This is a genomic window from Oceanobacillus sp. CFH 90083, from assembly GCF_009389585.1.
Taxonomy (GTDB): Bacteria; Bacillota; Bacilli; order Bacillales; family Amphibacillaceae; genus Oceanobacillus.
Genome location: NZ_VIYG01000023.1, coordinates 1 through 19208 on the forward strand (window position 1 = coordinate 1; position 19208 = coordinate 19208).

A 19208-nucleotide genomic window follows, 5' to 3' on the forward strand; every position below is an offset into this window, starting at 1 on the left:
AATTTATGTTCGCCTAAGGTTAGCACTAAATTATCAGTGTAACTATATTTTGAAACGGTATTTCAATCCACACACGCCTATACAAGATGTGAAGCGGTGTACTGGACTTTCTCGGAATTGGAACGAAAATTTCAATCCACACACCTATACAAGATGTGAAAAAATCAACAATTAAAGGTTTTAACTGCGAAAAATTTCAATCCACACACCTATACAAGATGTGAATCTAAAAAGGGGGATGATAGAGGAACGCTTGTTATTTCAATCCACACACCTATACAAGATGTGAATTGAGCAGATGTCTGTTCTTAATCGCTATTATAGGATTTCAATCCACACACCTATACAAGATGTGAAAGCACATAGTCTAAAGACTTATACATCAAGGTTTCAGATGCTAAAAAGTGCTAACCTACTTTTAATATAACAAAATAAAGCTAATTTTTCATCTTTGCGCTTTAAATCCCTTATAAACAACGAGGTGCTAACCTCCTTAGTAATCTATGTTTACCTGAGGTTAGCACCAGTTATTTAAATTCCTATGCTTTTGAAAAATTTTACACATGCTTATTTTATTATATTATAGCATCCAACTTAGTCTATATTCAACAAACTCTCTTGATAAATCTCCATATAATAGAAGCTATTCGAGTTTAATTAATCCACAAATAAGCAATTTTCAACTAGCTTTAAAGTTAAAGAACAGAAATATCAAACGTCAGTCTATTGTTCATCAGCCTAAATTCAATCTAAAACACACTTCTTACATATGCTAAGGATTCTTTTATATCTTTATCAAGATCGGCTTCTTCTCCTTGATTAGATAAATCCCTCCAAACGCGAATATCCAGACCAACTTTCCCACCGGGTTTTACAAATGGCTCCATTACTACATCGTCTTGGAAATCAATGTCTCGTAAAGCACTTCCTATTTCTTCCCACGATATATGACCTTTGCCGGGAACTTTTCGATTAGCTTCACCAATGTGAAGATGACCAAGCTTAGATCCTGTTTTACGAATAGCATTGGCAATATTATCTTCTTCAATATTCATATGAAAAGTATCTAACATCACTTTTACGTTATCTTTATTAATAGCATCAACAAATGCAATTGCTTCATCTGCATCATTTACCAAGAATTGTTCGAACCGGTTCACCGTCTCCATTAATAACATAATATTGTATTGGTTGGCATAATCCGCTAATTCCCTTATGCTTTTGATTGCAATGCTGCGGGTTTTAGGTTTATCTACAGGTTTTGAATAATCGACTGGCCAATGTGAATAAATAATTCCACCAATTTTACGGATGTTTGCTTTATCCAATTTATCCAACACTTTCTTCATGAATGCGATTCCATTTTTTCGTATCTCTTCATTTTCAGATGATACGTCATATTTCTCTGGCAAACCTAATCCGGCAGTGAGACGGATATTGTATTTCTCTGCTTCGTTTTTAAGCGTTTTTAATTCTTGATCTGACATATTCACAATGCCTGCCGCTCCAACCTCCAATATGTCAAATCCTAGATCAGCAACCTTCTTTACGTATGGTACATAATCTACATCCCATTTCTGCTCCCAGTAAGCAAAGTAAACTCCGATATCCATAAAATCCCTCCATTTTTGATAGATTACAATCTATCTTGAGTATTTAAAGTTATTATGTTACTATATAGTGACAATGCTATGTTATGTATCATAAATCTATTGATTAATCTTTGTCAAGGCTGTACTAGGTTTAATTGCTTCTTCTATATTAATTAAAGTTTATTAATGAAGTGATTTTATGTAATATGGTAGTAAAAGGAGCGATTAAATTGGATAAGAATGTATTAGACAAAGCAGGTTTAGACAAAAATGTACCTATTCCACTTTACTTTCAATTGAAAGAAATCATTTTAAAGGGAATCAAGGAAGGGGATTATGAAGTAGGCAGTGTTATTCCAACAGAACTAGAGTTGAGCGAACATTTTGAAATTAGCAGAACCACTGTTAGGCAAGCAATAACAGAGCTGGTACAAGAGGGGTGGTTATATCGGGTGAAAAGTAAAGGGACTTTTGTATCCAGACCAAAAATAAATCAAAACTTTGTGCAGGCGATAGGTTCTTTTAACGAACAAATGATTCAAGTGGGAAGAAACCCAAGTACAGAAGTGCTCAATTTTGAAGTTGTTGAACCTTCCGATGATGTAGCAGATGCATTGCAGCTATCTAAAGACGATAAAGCGATATATATCTACCGGAGAAGATTTGCAGACGGAATGCCGATTGTAATGGTAAAAACATATCTTAGCTATAATAAGTGTGCATTTGTTTTGAACCATGACTTGGAAAAAGAGTCCTTATACTCTGCACTATCTAAAAGCAATCAAACGAATGTCGGCAAAGTACATCGCCAGATTGAAGCACGTATGCCTAATGAAGAAGATATAAAATATCTTGATTTAACCAAAAATCATGCCATTCAGCAGTTTATAACTGTGGGCTATAATGTGTTTGATGAACCAATAGAGTACTCTACAGCCAGGTATAGAGGAGATCAAAATACATTTGAAATAACAATTTCTACTGGTAAAGAAAGTTCATGAATATGAACTTTTTTTAATAAATTTTCAAAATATTTAAATTGAGAAGGTGATAGGATGAAGTATATTGTAGCACATGATATTGGTACATCCGGCAACAAGGCAAGTTTATTCTCTGAAGATGGTAAGCTGATTGGCAGTGAAATTGCAGGTTATCAGACGAACTATTTCAATGGCAATTGTGCAGAGCAGGATGCCACAGATTGGTGGAGAGCTGTTTGCGACTCTACAAAGTCGATGTTGAACGAGCATAAAATCAATCCAAAAGATATCGCAGCAGTCAGCTTTAGTGGACAGATGATGGGGTGTTTATGTGTGGACGAATCAATAACACCTTTAAGAAATGCCATTATTTGGGCAGATCAGAGGGCAGCAAAACAAGCAGAACAGATTGGTCAGCACATATCCCAAAAAGATTTTTATAACATAGTGGGACATAGAAATACACCTTCTTACGGGGTACAGAAGTTAATGTGGATTAAAGAAAATGAACCAGAAATTTATCAGAAAACATTTAAAGCCTTGAATGCAAAGGATTTTATTGTTGCAAAATTAACAGGGAATGTCTATACGGATTATTCTGATGGCAACAGCTTTGCCTGTTTTGATCTGAAAAATTTGCAATGGTCTGATGAAATAATAGAATATGCTGGTATAGACAAGGAGAAATTGCCAGAATTAAAGCCCTCCACTTTTATTGCAGGGGGAGTCTTGGAAGAAGTAGCTGAAGAAACGGGTCTGGCTGTTGGTACTCCGGTTGTAATTGGAGCTGGGGATGGTGTTACAGCAAATGTAGGAGCAGGATCAATTAAACCTGGAAGAACATATTGTTCACTAGGGACATCTGCGTGGGTGACAACTACAACAAAAGAACCGATTTTTTCTGAAAAAATGAATACGGTTACATGGGCGCATGCAATACCGGGATATTACGCACCAAATGGCACAATGCAAACAGCTGGAGGTGCATTGTCCTGGTTTAAAGAAGAGGTTTGTAAGTTTGAATCTTATTTGGCAGATAAAAATGAAACCTCACCTTATGAATATATTAATGAACAAATTGAATCCTCTCCTGCAGGCGCAAATAGCTTAATATTTTTGCCATATTTACTAGGGGAACGTGCACCAAGATGGGACGAGAATGCAAAAGGAGCTTTTATCGGTCTCAAAACCGAGACAACCCGGGCAGACATTATGAGGAGTGTTATGGAGGGGGTCACTTTAAACCTTTCCATTATACTTGAAATTTTACGGGAAGAAATGGAAATAAATGAATTGGTAGTTGTGGGAGGAGGTGCGAAAAGTCCAGTCTGGCGACAAATAATAGCTAATATTTTTAATGTAAAAGTAAACACCCCAACGGTATTGGAGGAAGCGAGTTCGATGGGGGCTGCAATTATTGGAGGTGTAGGAGTCGGAATGTATAAAGATTTCAATGTGATTGATGATTTCTTGGAAATAAATAGTGTAACACTGCCTCAACCAGAAAATAATCCAATTTATAATAAAGTAAAAGCGTTGTTCGATGAAGTATATTTTGCTTTAAAACCTGTCTATGAAAAGTTTTGATATTTGGTGAACGATTTATATATGAGGGTCTTTAAAAGGATAATGATAAAAATAGAAAAGAGGTTAGTGAAATGGAAGCATTAAAAAAATTATTTTCAATGGAAAATAAAGTTGTGCTAGTAGCTGGAGGAGCTCAAGGTATTGGAAAAGAAGTTGCGGAACATATGGCTGCAATAGGTGCAGATGTTGCTCTGTTTGATTTACAGGAAGAAAAAGCGAAGATAACGGCGAATGAGCTTGAAGAGAAATATGGCTGTAAGTCTAAAGCTTATGCAGTAAATGTTGTCGAACCCGAACAAATACAACAGGCGCTTTTAGATGCTGAGAAAGATTTCGGTCATCTTGATTTGTTATTCAATAATGCCGGTATTGTAAAGCAAAAACCAGTGGTAGATTTAGAGCCGGCGGAATGGGTGAAGGTAATCGATGTGAACTTAAATGGAATATTCTTTGTAGCACAGGCATTTGGAAGATATCTGATTGATCGAAATAAAAAAGGAGCAATTGTCAATACTGCATCTATGTCTGGATCTATTGTAAATTACCCGCAAAGACAAGCTTCTTATAATGCTTCTAAAGCAGGAGTTGTTCAATTAACAAAATCATTGGCGGTAGAGTGGGCAGAGCATGGCATTCGTGTTAATTCCATTAGTCCGGGATATATATTTACAGAGCTGACCTCATTTGTTCGTAAAGACTATCGCGATTTATGGGTGAGCCAAACGCCTATGCAACGAATGGGGACTCCGGAGGAATTAGCAGGTGGTGTGATTTATTTATTATCTGATTCTGCATCCTATACAACTGGAACGAACCTTATTATGGATGGCGGATTTACGTCGGTTTAATTTGTTTGAAGCAGGATATATTTCAGAATATATATGAAATAATAAAAAAACACTTGAAAACGCATTCAAGTTGTAATATAATCCTTAACAATAGATACATAATTACATTACAATGTAGTAACAAAGTGATGATGTATCAATGTATCAATAAAAGGGGGATTTTAGAATGAAGTATTCGAAGTTATTCATCGTGATAGCAGGCTTAGTATTCTTTCTAGCTGCATGTGGCGGAGGGGATTCTGAATCAGGGGGAGACAGTGCAGATGGTGAAGAAAGTTTCGATATCGGATTTGCTATTAAAACACAGGACTCCCCATATTTTGTGTCTCTGGTTGAGAAAGTACAAGAGTATGGAGAAGAAAGAGGATGGAATGTAGATGTGCTGGACGCAGGGAATGATACTACTGTAGAGCAAGATAATATCAATACTTTTGTTTCACAGGGGAAAGACTTGATTTTTGTGGATGCGATTGATCCTTCATCGGTTGTCCCGGCAATTAATGCAGCTGCTGACGCAGGTGTTCCAGTAATTAACCTGGATAGTGGTGTAGATGACGATGCCAATGATGTAACGACAGTTTACTCCGACAATGAACAAAATGGCAGGTTAGTTGGGCTGGAATATGGTGCTGAAATGGGCGACGAGGAAATTATCGCCATTTTGCTAAGTGGCGCCAGAGGAAATGTAGCAGGCCTGGAAAGAAGAACGGGTTTATTTGCAGGAATCATTGAGGCTAGAGCAGGTATTTCTGAAGAAGAAGCTTGGGAAGCTGCACATGAATTTGAAAGCGATTTATCAGCAAGCGGCCGAGCAACAAATGAAGATGCAGACTTAACTGTTGTTGGACAAGGATGGGGATCATGGACGGAAGAAGAAGGACTTTCTGCTTCAGAAGACTTGATTACAGCAAATGCTAACTTAACCACAGCTTTAGGAGAGAATGAGCAAATGTTATTTGGTGCAATGACAGCACTTGAAAATGCTGGAATCAGTGATGTGGATTTGGTTTCGGCAGCTGATGGAGCACAGGAAGCCATGGATCTTATAAGAGAAGGGAAGTATTTTGCTACAGGACTAAACAGTCCGACATTGGTAGCTGAGACTGGCTATGAAGTAGCAGAAGAAATTCTGGTAAATGGAGCAGATCCAGAGTCTATCCCGGATATTACATTAACAGAGCCGGCTGCAATTACTTCTGAAAACGTTGATGAATATTTTGATTTAGGTTTTTAAACATCCTATTAAAGTATAGAAATGTTGATTAGTGAGGCTCTACTATAACGAGCCTTGCTAATCGCAAATCTGTAGGCTACATACAACAACTTAAGCTAAATAATCAATTATTGGTTTACGTTGCTCTATGTACTACTTTCAAGAAAATATAGAATGATGAATTAGGATAAAGGGGGCACTGAAATAATGAGTGCAGATTATATTATTAAAATGAGCAATATCTCCAAAAATTTTGGAGGGGTAAAAGCGCTGATTAATGTTCCTTTTGAAGTGAAGAGAGGAGAAATACATGCACTTATAGGTGAAAATGGGGCAGGTAAATCAACATTAATGAAAATTCTTGCTGGTGCATATCAAAAAAATGAAGGAGAGGTCGTAATAGATGGTTATGAGGCTCCTAGGACTACAACACCTAAGAGCATGATTAAAATGGGTGTTTCTGTAATCTATCAGGAATTTATGCTGGCACCGGATTTAACAGTCGCTGAAAATATCTACATCGATAGTATGGTAGAAGGCGGTGTGTTCATTAATTGGAAAAGTTTGAAGAAAAAAGCGAAAGAACAATTAGAAAGGTTAGGGTTTGGCCATATTAAACCAGATGCGGTTGTAGGAGAATTAAGCATAGCAAACCAGCAAATTGTAGAGATTGCAAAATGCTTGGCACGTGATTCGAAAATATTAGTTTTTGACGAACCTACAGCAGTGTTAACTTTTTCAGAGACGGAGAAACTGTTATCCATTATACGTCAATTAAAAAGTGAGGGTGTAACTATTATTTATATTTCTCACCGGTTGGAGGAATTATTTGAGATTAGTGATCGAATAACAGTCCTTAAGGACGGTAAATACGTTGATACCGTTATCACAAATGAGATTACGAAAGATGCTTTAGTTTCCATGATGGTTGGAAGGGAGTTGGAACAGCTTTTTCCAGAAAGAAATGCAGAAATTGGAGAAGAGGTTTTAATCGTAGACAAGCTTCATGCCGGTGAAGTGGTTAAAGAGGTATCCTTCTCTGTAAAAAAAGGGGAGGTTTTAGGATTCAGTGGATTAATTGGGGCAGGACGAACGGAAACGATGCGAGCCATTTTTGGTGCCGACAAAATAGATTCAGGCAAGGTTGTCTATTTTGGAGAAAATGTCCGATTTAAAAGTCCGAAAGAAGCGATTGAAAATGGATTAGGATTGGTTCCTGAAGATAGAAAGCAGCAAGGGTTATTACTGGAGCAATCGATTCGTATGAATACAACGCTTGCGGCAATGAAAAAAATTAAAAGATTTGACATCATTAACCATAAACGAGAAAAGAAATATGCGAAAGAATTACTGGAAAGCATTCGGACGAAGTATGGTCATATTGATCATGAAGCAAACAGCTTGAGTGGCGGGAATCAGCAAAAGATTGTTTTAGCAAAATGGCTGGCAGCAGATTGTAAAGTAATGATTTTGGATGAACCTACCAGAGGAGTAGATGTAGGTGCGAAAACAGAAATATATAAAGTGATTAATAGATTAGCAGAATCAGGTGTAGCTGTTATTGTAATTGCTTCCGAGATGTCAGAAATTATCGGTCTGTGCGATCGGGCTGTAGTGATGCGAATGGGAAAGGTTGCTGGAGAAGTGAACAAAGAGAACTTAACGGAAGATAATTTAATTAAGCTGGCTATGGGGGTCTAATAATGAAACAATCGCTTAAAAATTTAAATGTGAAAGATATTTTTATTAATTATAATACATATTTTATCTTTGTATTATTGCTGATTATAAGCGGCATTTTATCCGAGCATTTCTTCACTGCAATGAATTTAACAAATATTGCATTACAGCAGGCAGCGCCGATCCTGGTAGCGATTGGTATGTTATTCGTTATTTTGACTAGAGGAATCGATTTGTCTGTAGGCTCTGTGATGGCTGTAGGGGCGACTGTCTCGACTACATTGATAGCTGAACTGGAAATGAACTATATTTTAGCTACGATAATCGCCGTTTTGGTAGGTACAATCTTTGGTATTTTCACTGGGATTCTTGTTGCATACATAGGAATACAGGGTTTTGTTGCATCCTTAGCAACGATGACGATTGCTCGCGGTGTTGCATTTGTTTTAACTTCAGGAACACCAGTTAAAGTAGATAATGGGACATTAAATAATATTGTCAGCAGAGATAACTTTTTTCCGATTATCATTATGACGGTTGCTATTATTCTGTTATTTGCCTTAGTACAAAGATATACAGGCTGGGGAAGAACTATCATTGCAGTAGGCAGCAATCCGACCGCTGTCCAATTAGCCGGTATTAAGACGAAACAATTTGTACTGTCTGCCTATGCACTATCCGGATCTTTAGCAGCGCTGGCAGGAGTGTTTGTAGCGGCAAGATCCTCTACAGGAAGTGCTACTGTTGGAAATATGGCTGAATTAGATGCCATAGCAGCCTGTGTTATCGGCGGTGCAAGTCTTTTAGGAGGAAAAGGTTTTGTTATTAGAGCAGTTATTGGAGCGCTTGTATTAGGCTTAATTGGAAATGTAATGAATCTGCTGTCCGTTCCGTCTTACCCGCAGGATATTATCAAAGGCTTCATTATTATTGCAGCAGTCATTCTTCAAATTGTTACAAGTAAACGAGAGAAAACGGTTTAAAGGGAGTAAACATTTATGAGAACACTTACAGTTAATGAAAATGGAGTGCTGGAAAGGATTGAGATAGAAAAGCCTTCCTACAATGAAAAACAAGCATTAGTTAAGGTTTTGAGCTGTGGCATTTGCGGTACAGATCAAACGTTAATCGACAAAAGCTTCAAAGGGGTTCCAGCTGAAGACTATCCTATTATGCTGGGTCACGAAGCAGTTGGAAGAGTAGTAGAAACAGGAACAGAGGTTACTTCGTTTAAAAAAGGAGACGTTGTTCTGCTTCCATTTAATGATCCCAGGGAAGGATTAGGTTCTGCTTGGGGAGGGTTTAGTGAATATGGTGTTATTAATGATGCAGCAGCCTTTAAGGGTGATGAAGAAGTCCCCGAAGCAGCATACGCACAGCAAGTTATACCGCCGGATATAGATCATAAATATGCTTCGATTTTTATTACATTACGTGAAGTTTATAGCGCCATTCAATATTTCAATATTAGAGCGGATGAAAAAGTATTAGTCTACGGAAGCGGACCAGTTGCCTTAGCATTCTTACGGCTGATGAAGTTAGCAGGTGTTCAAGAGGTTGCCGTTGTTGTCCGGAATAGTGACAAGGAACAGCTGATGCAGCAAAATGGAGCGGACTATATTATTAATACCAATAGCTCAGACGTAAAACAGGAAGTAAAGAAGCTATTTCCAGATGGTGTTGACAAAGTTCTCGATGCTGTTGGACTGCCGGCCATTATCAATGAAGGTCTTTCATTGATAAAAGATAGAGGAGAGATCTTATGTTACGGTGTGCCAAAGAAAAACAGCATGGAATTGGATTGGTCGGAAGCACCATATAACTGGAAGATCAATTTTCAGCAAATGCCTTCTAAGGAAGAAGAAGGAGCAGTGTTTGAAGAGATTATTGAATTTGTCCGCGAAGGAAAATTAGATCTCGAGGATTATGTTTCTGACATCTTCCAATTTGAAGAGGTAGAGACTGCTTTTGAAAAATTGAAAAATAAGGAGATTTTAAAGAAAGCTATTATTATGTTGGAGTAAACCTTTTTCAATATAAGTAAATAAATCCAAAATATAAAGGAGTAATGTACCATGCTGCAAGCAATTATGGTTGAACCTGGGAAAATTGAATATAGAGATATTCCAATTCCAGAAGTACAAGATCATCAAGTAAAACTTAAAATTAAAAGTATTGGCGTATGCGGATCGGATATTCATGTAAATCATGGCAAGCATCCGTACACGAGCTATCCTGTGGTACAAGGGCATGAAGTAGCGGCAGAAGTAATTGAAATAGGTTCAGAAGTGGAGCATTTAAAGGCAGGAGATAAAGTCACTGTGCAGCCCCAAGATGTTTGTGGTAAATGCTATCCATGCAGAAATAATAATTACAATGCCTGTGAGGAGTTAAAAGTATTCGGGTTTCAAACGACAGGAATGGCTAGTGAATACTTTGTGGTAGATGCCAGGAAAGTCTTGCCTTTACCAAAGGACATGACTTGGGATCAGGGAGCGTTGATTGAGCCTTTAGCTGTGGCTGTTCACGCAGTAAAACGAGTTGGAGATGTAAAAGGAAAAAAAGTACTGGTTCTAGGAGGAGGGCCGATTGGTAACTTGGTAGCTCAATCAGCAAAGGCATTAGGTGCCGAAAAAGTACTTATTTCAGAATTGAGCAAGCATCGATTAAAGGTTGCTGAGGATTGTGGAATTGCGACAGTTGATGCTAGTAAGGATAGTGTAGAGAGTGCTGTAGACAAGCATTTTGGTCCCGATAAGGCAGATTATATTTTTGAGTGTGTAGGAATTAATCCAACAATGGATCAAGCGATTAATGTGGCCAGGAAAGGAAGTACGATTGTCGTAGTGGGAGTATTTGCAGACTTAGGAAATATTAATATGGGCTTTATTCAGGATCATGAATTGACCTTAAAAGGAAGCGCAATGTATCAAGAGGAAGACTATTTGACCTCTATTGAACTCGTAAAAAACAATCTTGTAAATTTAGATAGCTTAATAACCAATCATGTGCATTTTAAATCCTTTAAAGATGCATACGATTTGATCGATGAACAAAAAGATAAAGTCATGAAAGTCATGATTGAAATGGAATAAATAAACTAGAGAGGTGTAGAAAATATGACAAATAACGTAAATCCTTTTTCACTATTTTTTGATTTAGCTAATGGAAAGTCGGACGAAAAAGTGTCCAGCAAACGTTTCCTGTCTAATATGAAAGGAATGTTTAATGATGAAACTGCTCTTCAGCAGGTGGTTGATAAGGAGGACCGGCTTGTGTATGAATTTCATGAGCTCGATTTACCGGAAACAGAAGGAAATATCCTTTTCGGCACGAGTATTGTTTACCCAGGTAAAGTAGGCGACGAATACTACATGACAAAAGGGCATTTCCATACAATTTTAGATACCGCGGAAGTCTATTACTGTCTAAGCGGACAGGGCTATTTGCTGATGGAAAACCCGGAAGGAGATTGGGAAGCAGGTGAGTTTAAGCCGGGTAATGCTGTCTATACACCTGGAAGATATGCACACCGAAGTATTAATACCGGGGATGAACCGTTAGTTACGTTCTTTGCTTTTCGGGCAGATGCTGGACATGATTACGGAACCATTGAGACAAAAGGCTTTCGTAAACTAGTTGTTGAAAGAGATGGGAAACCGGAAATTATCGATAACCCGAATTGGGTGAATGAATAATTGGAAGAACCCGTCAGGTGATGTTTCAAAAGGAGGATTACACATGATTCAAACTGTGCAAGGGCTTATTCCTCCAGCACAATTAGGCTTTTGTCACAGCCATGAGCATCTATTTTTAGCCAACGGTCATCCCGCGACATTAAACCCTGCATTAAGAATCGATGATTATACAGCTACTTTATCTGAATTGGAAATGTTTCAATCATTGGGAGGTCAGGCTATTGTAGATGCTCAGCCGTTAGGCTGCGGGCGGATGGAGGAAGAATTAGCAAAGGTATCTTTGCAAACCAAGATACATATAGTTGCTTCAACGGGTTTTCATAAACTTGCTTTTTATCCGGCCAATCATTGGATTCGAACCTTTTCAACGGAGGAACTTAGAGAGGTTTTTATCCATGAGCTGACGAAAGGAATGTATGTTGGAACAGATTCGCACCTGCCAAAAGAATATATAAACCACAAAGCAGGCCTGATTAAAACAGCTATTGATGAAGAACGATTGAATGATCCAGAGAAAAAATGGTTTGCAGCTGCCGCTCAAGCAAGCATAGAAACGGGTGTACCAATGATGTGTCATACAGAAACCGTAGAACAGGGAATGTATTTGGCGGATCTATATATTGCATTAGGAGTGTCTCCGAAAAATATTATTATCTGTCATTTAGATCGAAAGCTGGATAATATAGAAGCCCATAAAAAGATTGCTGAAAAAGGCTGTTTTGTAGAATATGATACCATTGGCCGTTTTAAATACCATGATGACGAATCAGAAGTAGAAATGCTGAAGCAGATGCTGGAATGGGGGTTTGCAGACGCTATCTTATTAGGGTTAGATACAACACGCCAGCGTTTGAAGAGCTATGGAGGAGAAATAGGATTGGACTATATGATAGAAAGTTTTATTCCTCTGATGCACAGACGCGGGATTCCGCAAGAAACCATTGATAAGTTTATGATAAGAAATCCTGCTATCGCATTTTCTAAAATTTAGTATAAAAGGATGATTAGTATGCAATTACCAGACAGCGCAAAACAACCTACAATGTATTTTATAGGAGTAACAACAACCAAATCTTCTATTATGAAATTATTCCCTTTATGGGCGAAAGAATTAGGTTTGAAGGACGCTGTATTAAAAGGAATAGATATTAAGATTCATGATGAGGATCAAATTTATCGAGAAGTGGTAGATTTTATTAAAAATGATCCACACTCTAAAGGAGCGTTGGTTACTACACATAAGATAGATTTATACAATGCTACCAAAAAAGATTTTGATTATCTCGATCCTTATGCAGAAATGCTGGATGAGATTTCTTCCATTTCCAAATCGGCGGACGGAAGTGAACTTAGAGGACATGCGAAAGATCCTATCACCAGCGGTCTGGCTCTAGAAGCATTTGTCCCGGATAACTATTGGGAAAAAGGTGGAGAAGTGTTTTTAATGGGAGCTGGGGGCAGTACATTAGCAATCAGTAGTTACTTGACAGATAAAAAACATGGAGATCATATACCTGAAAAGATTATTATCTCCAATCGAAGTGAGCAGCGCTTAATATCCGCAGAAAAGTTATTAAGTAAACTAGATACTGCTACAAAATTTGAATTTCATCATGCGCCCCATTCTGAAGATAACGATAAAATTCTAAAGAACCTGCCCCCGCATTCCTTAGTAGTAAATGCTACCGGTTTAGGTAAAGACCGTCCGGGCTCTCCGTTAACCGATAAGGGATTATTTCCTAGTGACAGTTTGGTTTGGGAATTAAATTATCGCGGAGAATTAGATTTTATGCATCAAGCAATTGCTCAGAAGGAAAGCAGAAGCTTACATGTAGAAGATGGCTGGATTTATTTCATCCATGGCTGGACACAGGTTATCGGTGAGGTTTTTGATGTAGATATCGATTCACATATTAATCAATTGGAACAAATTGCAGCAGAATTTCAAAAAAGGAACTAGAGAACAATAGGGAAGGCAGGTGTTTTCTGTTGGCATATAAAGTTTTTGTTACACCTCGATCCTTTGGCCGTCACAGTAATGAACCGGATGAAATATTAAAGCGCTTTGGCGTGGAAGTAAAAAAGAATCCTTACGGTAAGATTATGACGGAAGCACAAATGATCGAGGAAATTAAAGATGTAGATGGGATTATTGTAGGTGTTGATCCGCTAAGTAAAGAAGTACTAAAACATGCTGAAAAATTGAAGGTCATTTCTAAATATGGAGTAGGCATTGATAATATTGATATGGATTATGCAAAAGAAAGAAATATTGAAGTTGCCAGAGCGGTGAATGCAAACGCTGATGCTGTTGCAGATTATACATTTGCGCTGATGATGGCAGTAGCTAGAAAAGTAGTGCAAATTGATAAAGAATGTCGGGAATTAAATTGGAAGAAAATCACAACCGTTGATATCCATAAAAAAACAGTAGGGCTCATTGGACTTGGTAATATTGGGAAAAAAGTAGCTCAACGGGCAAAAGGTTTTGAAATGGATGTTTTAGCATACGATTTAATGCCTGATCATGAGTACGCTAAAAGTAGTGGTGTTCAATATGTTGACCGTTTAGATGACATTTTTGCGAAGTCTGATTTTATCAGTTTGCATTTACCTTTAAATAAACATACAGCACATATTATTGGTAAAGAGCAGTTGAAGCTTATGAAATCAACAGCCGTATTAGTGAACACAGCCCGAGGCGGCTTAATAGATGAACAAGCCTTGTCGGAAGCCTTACAAGAACAATTAATTTGGGGAGCAGGGATCGATGTGTTTGAATCAGAGCCCCCACAAAATAAAGAATTGCTGGAATTAGATAACATTGTGATTGGATCGCATTGTGCTGCTTCGACCGTTCAAGCGATAGATAATATGGGAATTATGTCCAGTAACAATCTGGTTGAACTATTTGAAAAGTACGGCGAAATGGCTTAAATAAAATACAGTTGAAGCAGGTGGATCGCAATGGATAAAGAAACTGTGATAAAGCGAATAGAAGATGTGGGGATTGTAGCAGTGGTACGAGCTAATGATGCTGACCAAGCATGGAAAATTTCGGAAGCTTGTTTAAAGGGTGGTGTCAATGCTTTAGAAATAACCTTTACCGTTCCAGGAGCATATCGTGTGCTGGAGGCGTTATCTGATAATTACAGCCCGGATGAAATTATTTTAGGAGCAGGGACCGTTCTGGATGCAGAGACAGCCCGAATTGCTATTTTGTCAGGCGCTCAATATATTGTATCTCCTTATTTTGAAGAAGAAACGATAAGGTTATGTAATCGCTATCGAATTCCCTGTATGCCTGGTGCCATGACAATAAAAGAAGTCGTACAAGCAATGGAAGCAGGAGCAGATATTATCAAGCTGTTCCCTGGAGAAGTGAATGGTCCGCAAATGATTAAAGCGATTAATGGTCCCATTCCACAAGCTAAGCTGATGCCTACAGGAGGCGTGGATTTAAATAATGTTCATGAATGGATTGAGGCAGGAGCGGCAGCTGTTGGGGCAGGAAGCTCATTAGTGGGCGGAGCCAAAACGGGGAATTATGAGCTCATCACAGAGAAGGCAAAACAATTTGTGAATATTATTAAGGAAACAAGAGATCGTAAAAAAATTTAATTTTTAGCTTATTGAAATGGGGCAGCTTATGTACTTAAATCATTTATTCGGCTTATCTGGCAAAGCTGCTGTGATAACAGGCGGCAGTATGGGAATTGGTCAAGTGCTGGCAAAGGGGCTGGCACAAGCAGGAGCGGAGGTTTTTATCTTTTCACGAAGCAGTGCTGAGCATGTTGTGAAGGAAATAGTGGATATACAAGGAAAAGCACATTGGATAAAGACAGATATTACCGATGAAAATCAAGTGCAGGAATCTATTAGACAAGTAATAGATGAAGCAGGAAAAATTGATATGCTGGTTAATAATGCTGGTATTTGTGTGCATGAAAAATCATTGGAGGCCTCAGCAAGCAGCTTTAACAAAGTAATGGACTTGAATGTAAATGCTCAATTCTTCATTACAAAACATGTTGCACAAGTCATGGTGGATAAAGGTGTAGAAGGAAATATTGTTAATATTGCTTCTATGTCCGGCTCCATCGTTAACCTGCCGCAAATGCAAGCCTCCTATAACGCATCCAAAGCGGCACTTATTCACCTTACGAAATCATTGGCAATTGAATGGGCGGATAAAGGAATCAAAGTAAATAGTCTCAGCCCGGGATATGTAGCCACAAATATGTCCGTTAATACTCCGGATGAATTAAAAAGTGCCTGGGCAAAATTAATACCAATGAAGCGGATGGCTGAGCCTGAAGAATTGATTCCTCCTTTATTATTTCTGGTAAGTGATAGCTGTAAATATGTTACGGGAAGTGACATCATTATTGATGGAGGCTATACAGCCTTTTGAATGGATTGAAACGAATTTATGAAGCGGATAAGAAAATCTCCTATTCTAGAAATATATTTGAAAAACAGGATAGGGGATTTTATTTTTTTAAAGCTTAATAAGGCGAAATCTAAATAAAAATTGAAAGCGTTTACTATCGGGAGTTGAAATCGTAATTTATTAAAAAAAGCTGTAAGAGCAAAGGGGATGAAGAGGATGGGATTAGAAAATTTAATGTCTGATGCGTTAATCTGCCTGGATTTGCAGGTTGATGATAAAACTGGCGCAATCCATGAGCTTGCGGATTTAATGGAAGCTGATCAAAGGTTAAAAAGTAAAAGAAAATATATAAAGGCTGTGATGAAAAGAGAAGCAGAATCGACAACAGGAATTGGAATGGGCGTTGCAATCCCGCATGGAAAATCAAAAGGTGTGAGAGAACCCAGCCTTGCATTCGGAAGGTCTCAAGCTGGAATAGCATATGATTCTTTAGATGGAAAGCCTGTCAATCTAATGTTTCTAATAGCTGTTCCAGAAAGCTCTAATGATACACATTTAAAGATACTAAGCCAGCTTTCACGAAAATTAATGCATGAGGAGGTCCGTCAAAAACTGCTGCAGATGCAAACAAAAGATGAATTATACGAAATACTGGGGGATGAAGGATGAAAAGAATAGTTGCAATTACTTCCTGCTCAACAGGAATTGCTCATACGTATATGGCGGCAGAAGCACTTGAAGTGGCAGCAAAAGAAATCGGACATGAAATCAAGGTAGAAACGCAGGGTTCTATTGGAGCTGAAAATGTTTTATCGAAAGAGGACATTGAACAGGCGGATGCGGTAGTTATCGCTGCAAGTACTACCGTTGATAAAAGCAGATTTAAAGGGAAGCGATTATTAGAGGTAGATGTCAATGAAGCGATTCAGGACGGAGAAAGCTTGCTTGAAAGGTCATTTGACGCACCAATCTACCAAAAAGGCAGTGATACAGGAGAAAAGGTAAATAGTGAAAAGCAAGGAAAAGAAGGAAAGAGCTCTTTTCAAGAAGTGTACAGCCACCTCATGACAGGTGTTTCATATATGATACCATTTGTTGTTGCCGGAGGACTTTTGATAGCATTATCCTTTGCGTTTGGAGGTATTAATGCAGAAGGGGAACTAGCATCTTCTTTGAAAGAACTGGGTGATATTGCAATGACCTTGATGTGGCCGGCATTAGGAGGATATGTAGCATTCTCCATTGCAAGCAGACCCGGGCTGGTGCCCGGAATGGTTGCAGGTATGCTGGCATCTTCCATGGATGCAGGATTTTTAGGATCGATGGTAGGCGGATTCTTAGCAGGATATACAATTGTTATTTTGAGAAAATGGATTCGCTTACCCAAGAATTTTTCAGGGCTATTACCAATTTTGATTTTACCATTGCTTTCTGTGCTTATTTCTGGTCTTATTTTTATCTATGTCATCGGGGGACCATTAATTGCACTTAATGATGGGCTGACAGGATGGCTAAATGGTTTGACAGGAATTAATTCGATTTTGCTGGGCTTAATACTTGGAGGAATGATGGCAATTGATTTGGCAGGACCGATTGGTAAAGCCGCATATTTTTTCGGAGTAGCCTCTTTAACAAATTTATCTCAGGGCGAAGTAAGTACAGTCATGGCAGCTGTTATGGTCGCGGGAATGGTGCCGCCTCTAGCGATGGCACTGTCATCTACCATTATTGGAAAAGACCGATACACCCTCGAGCAAAGAGAGGCTGGTAAATCAGCTTGGGTTCTGGGCTTTTCATTTATTTCTGAGGGGGCAATTCCTTTTGCGGTAGCAGACCCGATTAGGGTTTTACCTTCTGTTACGGTCGGAGCAGCTATAACTGGCGCCTTATCCATGTTGTTTGGCACAGGGATAGCAGTTCCGCATGGAGGATTTTTTGTCTTCTTTATCCCGGGAGCTGTGGAAGGGGTATTATTATACGTTTTAGCACTTGCTGTCGGTGTTGCTGTAAGCGGGATTTTGGTTACTGTTTTAAAGAAGCCGATTCATACAAGTGTTGAAACTGACAGCAGGGTGCAATGAGTATGGTTGGATAGAGTATATGTATGAATAATAAATAGCCTTTCATGTGAATTTTAGCATGGAAGGTTATTTAGGTTTTTACCACAGAATCTGTCTGTGTGTAAATGAAGCTTGTAGAGGGGCTATGCTGATGTCGAGCAATAATATTTAGTTCGTATACTCATGATGTGAAAGTACAGCAAGCATGGAATTACGTGATTACCAACAGATTTCAATCCACACACCCAAATAGGATGTGAAGGGTTATCGGATGCAGCGGACGCCTCTACAAGCAATTTCAATCCACACACCCAAATAGGATGTGAAACTTCTTCTTTATTGTAATAATCATCCATATTTGATTTCAATCCACACACCCAAATAGGATGTGAAGGGTTATCGGATTCAGCGGACGCCTCTACAAGCAATTTCAATCCACACACCCAAATAGGATGTGAATAAGAACAGATGTAGCAACTGGCAAAAAGGTTAAATTTCAATCCACACACCCAAATAGGATGTGAACTACTTGTACCTTGCTTGTAGATTAGTGTTATGGATTTCAATCCACACACCCAAATAGGATGTGAAGAAATCAGCAAAGCATTAGCTAAATTTCAAGGTATTTCAATCCACACACCCAAATAGGATGTGGATGTTGCTGCAGGTGAGTATCAAGCTGAAAGAGTAATTTCAATCCACACACCCAAAGAGGATGTGAAGAAATCAGCAAAGCATTAGCTAAATTTCAAGGTATTGCAATCCACACACCCAAATAGGATGTGGATGTTGCTGCAGGTGAGTATCAAGCTGAAAGAGTAATTTCAATCCACACACCCAAATAGGATGTGAAAGAAAGAAAGCAGCCATTGAATTAGACCTAAAAATTTCAATCCACACACCCAAATAGGATGTGAATGTTGCTGCAGGTGAGTATCAAGCTGTCAGAGTAATTTCAATCCACACACCCAAATAGGATGTGAATACGAGCTGATTAACCAATGGTTTGGTGAATGGGATTTCAATCCACACACCCAAATAGGATGGGAATACGAGCTGATTAACCAATGGGTTGGTGAATGGGATTTCAATCCACACACCCAACTAGGATGTGAATCAATAAATGGGATAGAGGTGGGGTGATGGTCTATTTCAAA

17 protein-coding genes and 1 CRISPR repeat array (1 of these 18 running past the window's edge) are annotated in these 19208 nt (G+C 38.5%); of the genes, 16 read left to right on the forward strand and 1 reads right to left on the reverse strand.

The window, feature by feature from the left end; genetic code table 11:
- Window positions 1-749: 749 nt before the first annotated feature.
- Window positions 750-1613: a D-psicose 3-epimerase gene (locus tag FLK20_RS20115; protein WP_152658392.1), complete on the reverse strand. Its 864-nt coding sequence runs from the start codon at window positions 1611-1613 to the stop codon at window positions 750-752.
- Window positions 1614-1822: 209 nt separating this feature from the next.
- Between FLK20_RS20115 and FLK20_RS20120 the strand changes: the two genes are divergently transcribed.
- The 16 genes from FLK20_RS20120 to FLK20_RS20195 all read left to right on the forward strand — a co-directional run bounded on the left by FLK20_RS20120 (window position 1823) and on the right by FLK20_RS20195 (window position 18072).
- On the forward strand, window positions 1823-2593 hold the full coding sequence (locus FLK20_RS20120; RefSeq protein WP_227995190.1) for a GntR family transcriptional regulator: 771 nt from the start codon (window positions 1823-1825) through the stop codon (window positions 2591-2593).
- Between the two features lie 54 nt (window positions 2594-2647).
- Window positions 2648-4159 carry a xylulokinase gene (gene xylB / locus FLK20_RS20125; protein WP_152658394.1) on the forward strand — a complete coding sequence of 504 codons (1512 nt, stop codon included), beginning with the start codon at window positions 2648-2650 and terminating at the stop codon, window positions 4157-4159.
- Between the two features lie 71 nt (window positions 4160-4230).
- Window positions 4231-5007 (forward strand): SDR family oxidoreductase, encoded by a 777-nt coding sequence (locus FLK20_RS20130; RefSeq protein WP_152658395.1) that lies wholly within the window; start codon window positions 4231-4233, stop codon window positions 5005-5007.
- 166 nt (window positions 5008-5173) lie between these two features.
- Window positions 5174-6241, forward strand: coding sequence for a substrate-binding domain-containing protein (locus FLK20_RS20135; RefSeq protein WP_152658396.1), 1068 nt, complete (start codon window positions 5174-5176; stop codon window positions 6239-6241).
- A gap of 186 nt (window positions 6242-6427) precedes the next feature.
- Window positions 6428-7921 carry a sugar ABC transporter ATP-binding protein gene (locus FLK20_RS20140; RefSeq protein ID WP_152658397.1) on the forward strand — a complete coding sequence of 498 codons (1494 nt, stop codon included), beginning with the start codon at window positions 6428-6430 and terminating at the stop codon, window positions 7919-7921.
- A 2-nt stretch (window positions 7922-7923) separates the two neighbouring features.
- The gene (locus FLK20_RS20145) at window positions 7924-8883 is read left to right on the forward strand and encodes an ABC transporter permease (protein WP_152658398.1); all 960 of its coding nucleotides are present in this window, start codon (window positions 7924-7926) and stop codon (window positions 8881-8883) included.
- A gap of 15 nt (window positions 8884-8898) precedes the next feature.
- A complete protein-coding gene (locus FLK20_RS20150; RefSeq protein WP_152658399.1) occupies window positions 8899-9924 on the forward strand; it encodes a zinc-dependent alcohol dehydrogenase in 1026 nt (341 codons plus the stop codon).
- Between the two features lie 51 nt (window positions 9925-9975).
- Window positions 9976-10995: a zinc-dependent alcohol dehydrogenase gene (locus tag FLK20_RS20155; RefSeq protein ID WP_152658400.1), complete on the forward strand. Its 1020-nt coding sequence runs from the start codon at window positions 9976-9978 to the stop codon at window positions 10993-10995.
- A gap of 24 nt (window positions 10996-11019) precedes the next feature.
- Window positions 11020-11598 (forward strand): glucose-6-phosphate isomerase, encoded by a 579-nt coding sequence (locus FLK20_RS20160; protein ID WP_152658401.1) that lies wholly within the window; start codon window positions 11020-11022, stop codon window positions 11596-11598.
- Window positions 11599-11641: 43 nt separating this feature from the next.
- On the forward strand, window positions 11642-12589 hold the full coding sequence (locus tag FLK20_RS20165; RefSeq protein ID WP_152658402.1) for a phosphotriesterase family protein: 948 nt from the start codon (window positions 11642-11644) through the stop codon (window positions 12587-12589).
- Between the two features lie 18 nt (window positions 12590-12607).
- Window positions 12608-13558, forward strand: a complete 951-nt coding sequence (locus tag FLK20_RS20170; protein ID WP_152658403.1) for a shikimate dehydrogenase family protein — start codon at window positions 12608-12610, stop codon at window positions 13556-13558.
- Window positions 13559-13587: 29 nt separating this feature from the next.
- A complete protein-coding gene (locus tag FLK20_RS20175; protein ID WP_152658404.1) occupies window positions 13588-14535 on the forward strand; it encodes a phosphoglycerate dehydrogenase in 948 nt (315 codons plus the stop codon).
- A gap of 30 nt (window positions 14536-14565) precedes the next feature.
- A complete protein-coding gene (locus tag FLK20_RS20180) occupies window positions 14566-15219 on the forward strand; it encodes a bifunctional 2-keto-4-hydroxyglutarate aldolase/2-keto-3-deoxy-6-phosphogluconate aldolase (protein ID WP_152658405.1) in 654 nt (217 codons plus the stop codon).
- Between the two features lie 28 nt (window positions 15220-15247).
- Window positions 15248-16012, forward strand: coding sequence for an SDR family oxidoreductase (locus FLK20_RS20185; protein WP_152658406.1), 765 nt, complete (start codon window positions 15248-15250; stop codon window positions 16010-16012).
- A 195-nt stretch (window positions 16013-16207) separates the two neighbouring features.
- Complete coding sequence (locus FLK20_RS20190; RefSeq protein ID WP_152658407.1) at window positions 16208-16660, forward strand: PTS sugar transporter subunit IIA; 453 nt, start codon at window positions 16208-16210, stop codon at window positions 16658-16660.
- The gene (locus FLK20_RS20195; protein WP_152658408.1) at window positions 16657-18072 is read left to right on the forward strand and encodes a PTS fructose transporter subunit IIC; all 1416 of its coding nucleotides are present in this window, start codon (window positions 16657-16659) and stop codon (window positions 18070-18072) included. The genes FLK20_RS20190 and FLK20_RS20195 overlap by 4 nt, the downstream gene beginning before the upstream one ends.
- Before the next feature lie 208 nt (window positions 18073-18280).
- Window positions 18281-19208: direct repeats of the CRISPR family, unit length 32 nt; unit sequence ATTTCAATCCACACACCCAAATAGGATGTGAA; it runs 221 nt beyond the window's last position.